This window comes from Gemmatimonadales bacterium, from assembly GCA_030697825.1.
In the GTDB taxonomy this organism is placed as follows: domain Bacteria; phylum Gemmatimonadota; class Gemmatimonadetes; order Gemmatimonadales; family JACORV01; genus JACORV01.
Genome location: JAUYOW010000249.1, coordinates 1 through 8008 on the forward strand (window position 1 = coordinate 1; position 8008 = coordinate 8008).

The following is an 8008-nucleotide window of genomic DNA, read 5'->3' on the forward strand; positions in this document are numbered from 1 at the left end:
GGAGCAGCGCGCCGCCGTCCCGGCTGCTGCGCCAGACGGGCGACCACACCACTGAGCGTGACCATGCGCCTCCGCGCGCGCGGTCATCCTCGTGGACCGGACATGCCCGGGCTGGACTGGGCAGGACTCCACGAGGCCATCGCGGCGCTCTAGGCTTTGGTCGAGCGACTTTCAACCGCGCCGCAGGGCGCGCACATTGCACAGGGGGACTAATGACACGAGAGAATTCGGCCCGCGCAGGCGGCAAGCAACGTCAAGGGCGCAATTGGCGCCGGAGGCTTTGGTGGGCGACGGTTTCGGTCGCCGGGCTGGTGCTTGTCGGCCTAGTGGCGCGTGGGGTGAGCTCCGGGGGGCAGGGCGGTCATCCGACGCCGCGGCCCGGCGTCACGGCCGCGAACGTCCTCCCGCGCTCGATGCTGACGGGGTACATGAACGAGGTCAACGCATACGCCGCGGCGCGGGAAAACCCCGAAGTCCTCGACGGCCTGTACTGCTACTGCGATTGCAGCAAGCACTCGGGTCACCGGTCGCTGCTCACCTGCTTCGAGAGCCAGCACGGCGCGGCATGCGAGGTCTGCCAACGGGAGGCGATCATAGGCGCAGAGATGCACGGGCGGGGAGCGACCCTGGATCAGATCCGGCAGGCAGTGGATGCCCAGTTCGGGAGTTGAGGCCCCGAGCGTTGCATGAGTGCGAGGCGAGTTCGCGAGTGATCGGCTCAGCGGCCTCGGCTACTGGCTGTCCGGCCAGCACTACGTGCCCAAGAGCGCGCTGGCCATGTACACGCGGTACGAGGCCGCAGATCCAGACCGCGACACGGCCGGTGACGCGACCAGCCGGTTGGTCCTGGGGGGGTACTGCCGCTGACGCTCCCCGAGTACCTGCGCGTGAACCTGGAGTACTCGCTGAGGAACCCGCAGGCCGCGGGCGCACCCTCGACGCACAACGGGGCGGCGGCGCTGCGGCTCACGTTCTGACCGCGATGCAGCGGAGGTGGATGCGTCCTCCACACCCGAAGCGCCGGGGAGGCGGTGCGGCTCGTCACCGACCTCGACCTCCTCGCGTTCCGCCTGGCCGGCTCGGGCTGCGATTAACCCGCAGGGAGGACAGCAATGAGCAAGTCGCGTTCCAAGAAGCATGGCGCAGCGCCAGCGCAGCCGTCGAGTGAGGATGTTCCGAACCACGCCGACATGAGGAAGTTCATGTCGAGTCTGAGGGTCCGCGCGGCGCGGAACGCGGCACCGAAGAAGTTGGCGCCGCCCACCGCCGATGCGGCCATGTACAACAGCCCGACTGCGTCGAGCCGGATCACGAGCCACCCGCCGCTGTCTGGAACGCCTGTGAGCCAACTCAGCGCGACCCCCGCCGACCACAGAAGTCCCGAGGCGTAGGTGCGGTGCGCAAAAGCGGTGCGCCACGGCGAGGGGCGCTCCGTCGGGCTCACCGGAGCGCCGCCTCACCACGCTCCCCGGTCGCGATACGCACGGCGGCCTCAAGCGGGAGCACGAACACCTTGCCGTCGCCGGGCTGTCCGGTACGGGCCATGTCCGCCAGGTGCTCCGCGATCGCCGACGCGCGATCGTCCGGTGCGGCCACGAGGATCGCCGTGTGCGGCACGAAATCGACCAGCTCCTCCTCCGGCACATGGCTATGCGGTGCCGACTTCTCCCGGCCGAATCCTCGGACTTCAAGCACGGTCATTCCCGGAAACCCGGGGTCCGACTCAACCGCGTCCAGGATGCCTGTCACCTTGAACGGCCGCACGATCGCAACAATGAGTTTCATCGCTCCCCCGTTAGAACTCGACGCGCCGCCGCTCGAACACACCGTACAGGACCGGCAAGACGAGCAACGTCAACAACGTGGACGTGACCAGACCACCGACCACGACCGTCGCGAGCGGCCGCTGGATCTCGGAGCCTGCACCTCGCGCGATGAGGAGCGGGACGAGCCCGAGGCTCGCCACCAGGGCCGTCATCAGCACGGGTCGGACCCGCAGCATCGTCCCGCGCACGACGGCCTCCTCGAGCGAGGCTCCCTCGGCGCGTACCTGGTTGAGACAGGTGACGAGCATGACCCCGTTCAGTACCGCCACGCCGAACAACGCGATGAACCCGACCGACGCTGGTACGCTGAGGTACTGACCGGTCACGAACAGGGCAACGATCCCCCCGATCAGCGCGAACGGCACGTTCAGGATGATGAGTGTGGCCTGGCTCGCCGAGTTGAGGGAGCCGAACAGGAGCAGAATAAATGTATCGAGGGCGGCGCGGCAACTCGGTTGCGGTCGCGGCCCGTCCATCTCTCGGGAGTCGAAACCGTGCGCCAGGTGGTTGCCGGCCCCGGCCTCACGGCCCCTGGCGACGCCGCCCCGACGTGTGGGTCTGCACGACCAGCCAGCGCCCGTCGCGCTTCTCGAGGATCGCCGTGCCTCTGCCCTCGACCTCCACGTGCCCTTGCGGCGTGTCCGCGATCAGCTCGTAGCGGAACGATGCCCACGCCACGTTGCTCCGCACTTGCGGCTCGATCTCGTAGTACCGGTAGGTGAAGTTGTTGAACTCCGCGAGCTCGGGCGCGAGATGGTGGTCCCGGTAGTCCACCCAGCCACGGTTGACCCCGGCGCCCTCGATGATCCTCACCCACGCATCCGGCGCGTACAGCGTGTCCAGGCCGGCCACGTTCTTGGCCTGGCTGAACGACGCCAGCGCCTGAACCACCCCGGTGACCAGGTGCTCGTCGTGGGACTGGGCCGACGCGGCCGGCGCGCCCAGGGCACCTGCGACGAGGACGGCGACGGCGGGACGCAACAGTGATCGCATGTCTCAACTCCTGTCGTGAGAGAGTGTCGCGGAGCGCCGCAGCAGCAGGGACTCATGCGCGCCGAGCGGAGTCGGGTTGTAGAACTGCGTGAGGACGATCCCGGTGACGGCCAGCAGGGTGAGGGCCACGAGCGTGAGCGCCCCGAGCATGAAGTCAAGGCGGTTGGCGCGCGCGGGGACCGGGTAATCGAGCGCGCCGAGCGCGAGACGATCGCGGAGGGCGGTCAACGCTCGTCGTGCCGGTGCGCGGGAGCGGGAGCGGCCGTCGAATCACGCGCGGCCGACCGCAGGATGCCGGTCGCTGCACCGCCCATCGCCTCGATCCCGCCCATCATGTCGCCCATCATCAGCCAGTCCTCCATCGTCATGACGTTGCGCGTCGGGTCCCGGAACTCGGCCAGCGCGGCGTAGATCACCTCGCGCTTGCGGTCTCGCGATACCGTGTCGGCCGCGAGGATGTCCGAGATGATGTCGTGCATCATGTGCAGGTTGTCGAAGATGACGGCGGCGCGCGGGTGCCGGGCCGTGAAGAGCGGGGCCACCGACGCGGTCATCGGCATCACCCGCGGCATGCTCCGCGGCGGATCGCGCAGCATGTCCCAGAACCGGGCCAGAGTCGCGTTCACGCCGGCCTTCCGCTCGCTCGGCGTCCGGCCGGCGATGAGCGGTTCGTAGAGGCCGATCTGGAGCCAGTGATAGGCCCAGATGAGGCCGTTGAACTCGGAATGCCGGCGCCGGAAGACCTGGCTGTAGTACTGCTCGTCCATCAGCGCCATGGATTTGGGCGCCGTGGCGAACGCTAGGCCGCGGTTGCTCAGGTAGTAGTCGGTGACGCGCTCGATCAACGAGTCCCTCCGGGCCTCGCCGAGGCGCTCGTCGGCGTAGATGTCGTAGATCTGCCGGTGAAGGATGTGGGCCCAGTCGAACATCATCTTGGCCCGCCACGCCAGGCGCGCATACGTCGGCTCGACTACCTCCTCGGCGACCGCGTAGCGCGGCGGGCGCACCAGCAGGTCCGTGGTGAGGAACCGGTACTCGCGTGCGAGCGCGGTCGTCTGCGCCGCCGAGTCCGGGCGGGTGTAGAGTCGCTCGTAGAGGACGGCGTGTCCGTAGTCGAAGGCGTTGAAGAGGCGCCCCGCCTCGGGGTAGTTCCTCAGAAACATCCAGTTGAACGAGCCCGGATAGTAGAACTGCTCGTTCCGCCGCTCCTGGCCTGACGCCGGACCGCCTAACGCGGGTCCGAGCGCTACGCCGAGCAGCAGGGCCTTAGTGATGGCGTGCATCGTGTCCTCCCATCGGTGCGGGCGCCGCGGCGCGGCCCCGCGGCATGAGGCCCGCGACCGCGAAGGCGCGGGAGATCCCGAATGTCAGGGAATACTCGGGCCCCAGGCCGCTCCGGAGTCCTCGGGAGATGCCCGCGTCGAGCACGGTGTATGGCGACCATTGGTACCGGAGGCCGAGCGACGCGTTGACCTGCACCCGCTCACCGTCGGCGGCCCGGAGGGCGTAGACCTCGCCCACCAGGAGCGAGCTCTGCCGGATCAGCGTGTGGTCCACCGCCGCGCCGTACCACCAGCGGCCGGCGCTCTCGACGGCGGAGGCCGTCCCCTGGCGGCCGAAGCCGTAGGCGCCGTTGAGGTGGAGACGATTGCGTCCCCAGGAGCGCGTGGCGAGGGCCTTCACGGCGACATGCGTCTCGCTCCCGCCCAGGGAGCCGACGGGGAACGTCACGTCGGTCCGGAGCGACAGGGCCGGGAGCACCGGACCTTCGGTGAAGAAGTTGTAGAGTCCGAACACTCGGAGGCCGGAGATGCCCCAGTCGGTGGCGCCGCCGTCCGAGAGGGCGGCGACCGGCAGCTTCACCCCCAGCTCGGCGTTGGGGAGGACCCCGTACTCCACTTCCGGGATGAACCCGTGGACGCGCCGCCCGGTCTTGTCGCGCTCAAAGCGCCAGGGAGCCAGGAACTCGAAAGCGTAGCGCTCGAGCGGATATGCGTCCTCCAGCAGCACCGGACGGTCGTCGTCGAGGTTCCGATAGTCGATCTGCGCGCGCCCGGCCCGTGCCGTGCCCGCGAGTAAGGCGGCCGCGAGGGCGGCCCGCCATGAGATACGCATGATGCAACTCCTCTTCGAAAGTCGTTGAAAAGCGCGAGCGAACGACTACGAGAGGAGCTGGTGCGGTGGTGGAGTCGGGGGTTCCTGGGTGCGGGAGCCGGATGGCCGCCACACCGCGAGCGACAGTGCGGAGAGCCGCGGGGCGAGCCGTACGGTGGTGCGAGTAACTGCGAGTGCGGTGCCGGCCGAGCTGCATGGTGAGACGAATACGCACACCGGCACGGAGCAGTGCGAGCATCCGCCCTCGGCGCCGGCCGCGATCGAGGGGCCGGGCGCCGCCCGCCCGCCGTGCGCGTGGTCAACAGCACCCTCGTGCGAGCCGTGCGCGGCGCACTGCGGGTTGCCGGCAGAATTTGCGGGGTGCGCGCCGGCCGGCCGGGGAATGACGGCGAGCGCCGCCGCGGCGACGATCGCCCCCGCCGAGAGGCGCGATACCAGGTGAAGCCGCAGCAGGCCGAGGATCATGAGCGATGGCAATATACCCGAACGCCGGGGTCGGGTTCCAGTCCGCCGTGCTGCCGGGGCCGCCCCTTGACGCAGACACCATACCCCCGTATGGTATATCCATGCGACACGCGAGCCACCAGGCGCAGCTCCAGCGCCTCCGCCGCATCGAGGGCCAGGTGCGGGGCATCGTCGGGATGGTGGAGGAAGACCGCTACTGCGTGGATATCCTCACCCAGCTGCGCGCCGTCCACGCCGCCCTGCGCAAGGTCGAGGAGCAGATCCTGCGCCAGCACGTAGACCACTGTGTGGTGGGCGCGGTCAAGTCCGGCCGCAAGGATGACCAGCGAGCCAAACTCGACGAGCTGATGGCCGTCATCAGCCGCTTTTCGACGTGAGGAGACCGTGAAGGATCCCGTTTGCGGCATGGACGTTGCCCCGGAGAAGGCTGCCGGCTCGCTGGACCACGAGGGCACGACTTACTACTTCTGCGGCAAGGGCTGCCTCGAGAAGTTCCGCGCCGAGCCGACACGGTATTCTCAGGGGAGTAAGGGGAGTAAGGGGAGTGAGGGGAGTCAGGTGAGTCAGGGGGGCGTCGAGTACACCTGCCCCATGCACCCCGAGGTCGTGCAGATCGGCCCGGGGGCGTGCCCCAAGTGCGGCATGGCGCTCGACCCGCGGGTCGCGAGCGAGGACGAGGGTCCCAACCCGGAGCTGGTGGACATGACGCGCCGGTTCTGGATCGGCGTAGTGCTGACCGCGCCGCTCCTCGCGATGATGCTCGCGGAGCTGCTCCCGACCAATCCGATCGCCGGTCTCATGATGAGCGGCGCGCTGCCATGGATCGAGGCCGCGCTGGCGAGCCCGGTGGTGCTCTGGGCCGGCTGGCCGTTCTTCGTGCGCATGTGGCAATCGTTCGTGAATCGTCACCTCAACATGTTCACGCTGATCGGCATCGGGACCGGCGCCGCGTACGGCTACAGCCTCGTCGCGACGGTGGCGCCCGGCATCTTCCCGGCCTCGTTCCGCGGCATGGGCGGCGAGGTGCCGTTGTACTTCGAGGCCGCCGCCGTCATCACCGTCCTCGTTCTCCTCGGCCAGGTCCTCGAGCTGCGCGCCCGCGGCCAGACCAGCTCCGCCATCAAGGCGCTCCTCGGCCTCGCCCCGAAGACCGCGCGCCGCGTCAACATCGACGGCACCGAAGCGGACATCCCGCTCTCGCACGTGCATGTCGGTGACCGCCTGCGCGTGCGGCCCGGCGAGCGGGTCCCCGTGGACGGCATCGTGTTAGAGGGCGCGAGCGCGGTGGACGAGTCGATGATCACGGGCGAGCCGATCCCGGCCGGCAAGGCGGCGGGCGACAGGCTCACCGGCGCGACGGTGAACGGCACCGGCTCGCTCGTGATGCGCGCCGAGCGGGTGGGGCGGGACACCTTCCTGGCGCAGATCGTTCACACCGTGACGGAGGCGCAGCGGAGCCGCGCGCCCATCCAGCGTCTCGCGGACGTGGTCTCGGGGTACTTCGTGCCGGCGGTCGTGGCGGGCGCCGTCATCACTTTCGCGGTGTGGGGCCTCGTTGGTCCGGAGCCGAGAATGGCGCACGCGCTCGTCAACGCGGTCGCCGTGCTCATCATAGCCTGCCCGTGCGCCCTCGGCCTCGCCACGCCCATGTCCATCATGGTCGGGGTGGGGCGCGGGGCGACGTCCGGCGTGCTCATCAAAGACGCCGAGTCGCTGGAGCGGTTCGAGAAGGTGGACACGCTCGTGGTGGACAAGACCGGCACGCTCACCGAGGGGAAGCCCAGGCTCGCATCGGTCGTCGCGGGGACGGGCGTGACGGAGGACGAGGTGCTGCGGCTCGCGGCGGGGCTCGAGCGCGGGAGCGAGCACCCGCTCGCGGCGGCGATCGTGGCGGGCGCGGAGGCGAAGCAGCTCGGCATACCTTCCTCGCGACAGTTCGAGTCTCACCCGGGGCAGGGTGTTACCGGTGTCGTGGACGGCAAGCAGGTCGCGCTCGGCAACCAACGCTTCATCGAGGGCCGGGGCGTGGCCCTGAACGGCCTCGGAGAGCGCGCCGCGGAGCTGGCGCGTGACGGGCAGTCGGTGGTCTTCCTGACGGTGGATGGGCGGTCCGCCGGCGTCCTCGGCGTTGCGGACCCGATCAAGGCTACCACGGCGGAGGCGCTCGACCTGTTGCGCCGAGAGGGCGTGCGGGTCGTCATGTTGACGGGCGACAATCGCGTGACGGCGCTGGCGGTGGCGGGGAAGCTCGGTCTCGACGGCGTCGAAGCCGGGGTGCTGCCGAATCAAAAGGCGGAAGTCGTTAGGCGCCTACAGGCCGAGGGGCGCGTGGTCGCGATGGCGGGCGACGGGATCAACGACGCGCCGGCGCTCGCGCTGGCGGATGTCGGCGTCGCGATGGGGACGGGGACGGACGTCGCGATCAAGACCGCGGCGATCACGCTGGTCAAGGGGGATCTGCGCGGCATCGCGCGGGCCCGGCGGCTCTCCCGCGCCACGATGCGGAATATCCGGCAGAATCTGTTCTGGGCGTTCGTCTACAACAGTGTGGGAGTGCCGATCGCGGCGGGGGTCCTGTATCCGGCGTTCGGGCTGCTGCTCAGTCCGGT

11 protein-coding genes are annotated in these 8008 nt (G+C 69.5%); 4 read left to right on the forward strand and 7 right to left on the reverse strand.

Annotated elements, in window-relative coordinates; all coding sequences use genetic code 11:
• The first annotated feature begins 311 nt into the window (after positions 1 to 311).
• Positions 312 to 671 (forward strand): CYCXC family (seleno)protein, encoded by a 360-nt coding sequence (locus Q8Q85_12720; GenBank protein ID MDP3775117.1) that lies wholly within the window; start codon positions 312 to 314, stop codon positions 669 to 671.
• Between the two features lie 19 nt (positions 672 to 690).
• Positions 691 to 867 (forward strand): hypothetical protein, encoded by a 177-nt coding sequence (locus tag Q8Q85_12725; GenBank protein ID MDP3775118.1) that lies wholly within the window; start codon positions 691 to 693, stop codon positions 865 to 867.
• A gap of 573 nt (positions 868 to 1440) precedes the next feature.
• Here Q8Q85_12725 and Q8Q85_12730 read toward each other — a convergent pair.
• Genes Q8Q85_12730 through Q8Q85_12760 form a run of 7 tightly spaced genes read right to left on the reverse strand, consistent with a single transcriptional unit; the run spans position 1441 to position 5399 of the window.
• Positions 1441 to 1785: a P-II family nitrogen regulator gene (locus Q8Q85_12730; protein MDP3775119.1), complete on the reverse strand. Its 345-nt coding sequence runs from the start codon at positions 1783 to 1785 to the stop codon at positions 1441 to 1443.
• A gap of 10 nt (positions 1786 to 1795) precedes the next feature.
• Positions 1796 to 2302, reverse strand: coding sequence for an efflux RND transporter permease subunit (locus tag Q8Q85_12735; protein ID MDP3775120.1), 507 nt, complete (start codon positions 2300 to 2302; stop codon positions 1796 to 1798).
• A 46-nt stretch (positions 2303 to 2348) separates the two neighbouring features.
• Positions 2349 to 2819, reverse strand: coding sequence for a nuclear transport factor 2 family protein (locus tag Q8Q85_12740; protein ID MDP3775121.1), 471 nt, complete (start codon positions 2817 to 2819; stop codon positions 2349 to 2351).
• Between the two features lie 3 nt (positions 2820 to 2822).
• The gene (locus tag Q8Q85_12745) at positions 2823 to 3047 is read right to left on the reverse strand and encodes a hypothetical protein (protein ID MDP3775122.1); all 225 of its coding nucleotides are present in this window, start codon (positions 3045 to 3047) and stop codon (positions 2823 to 2825) included.
• The gene (locus Q8Q85_12750; protein ID MDP3775123.1) at positions 3044 to 4102 is read right to left on the reverse strand and encodes a hypothetical protein; all 1059 of its coding nucleotides are present in this window, start codon (positions 4100 to 4102) and stop codon (positions 3044 to 3046) included. The genes Q8Q85_12745 and Q8Q85_12750 overlap by 4 nt, the downstream gene beginning before the upstream one ends.
• Positions 4086 to 4934, reverse strand: coding sequence for a hypothetical protein (locus Q8Q85_12755; GenBank protein MDP3775124.1), 849 nt, complete (start codon positions 4932 to 4934; stop codon positions 4086 to 4088). The genes Q8Q85_12750 and Q8Q85_12755 overlap by 17 nt, the downstream gene beginning before the upstream one ends.
• Positions 4935 to 4979: 45 nt before the next feature.
• On the reverse strand, positions 4980 to 5399 hold the full coding sequence (locus Q8Q85_12760; protein MDP3775125.1) for a hypothetical protein: 420 nt from the start codon (positions 5397 to 5399) through the stop codon (positions 4980 to 4982).
• A 101-nt stretch (positions 5400 to 5500) separates the two neighbouring features.
• Between Q8Q85_12760 and Q8Q85_12765 the strand changes: the two genes are divergently transcribed.
• Together Q8Q85_12765 and Q8Q85_12770 are read left to right on the forward strand one after the other, a co-directional pair.
• The gene (locus Q8Q85_12765) at positions 5501 to 5776 is read left to right on the forward strand and encodes a metal-sensitive transcriptional regulator (protein ID MDP3775126.1); all 276 of its coding nucleotides are present in this window, start codon (positions 5501 to 5503) and stop codon (positions 5774 to 5776) included.
• A 7-nt stretch (positions 5777 to 5783) separates the two neighbouring features.
• A partial coding sequence (locus Q8Q85_12770; GenBank protein MDP3775127.1) for a heavy metal translocating P-type ATPase occupies positions 5784 to 8008 on the forward strand: 2225 nt, incomplete at its 3' end.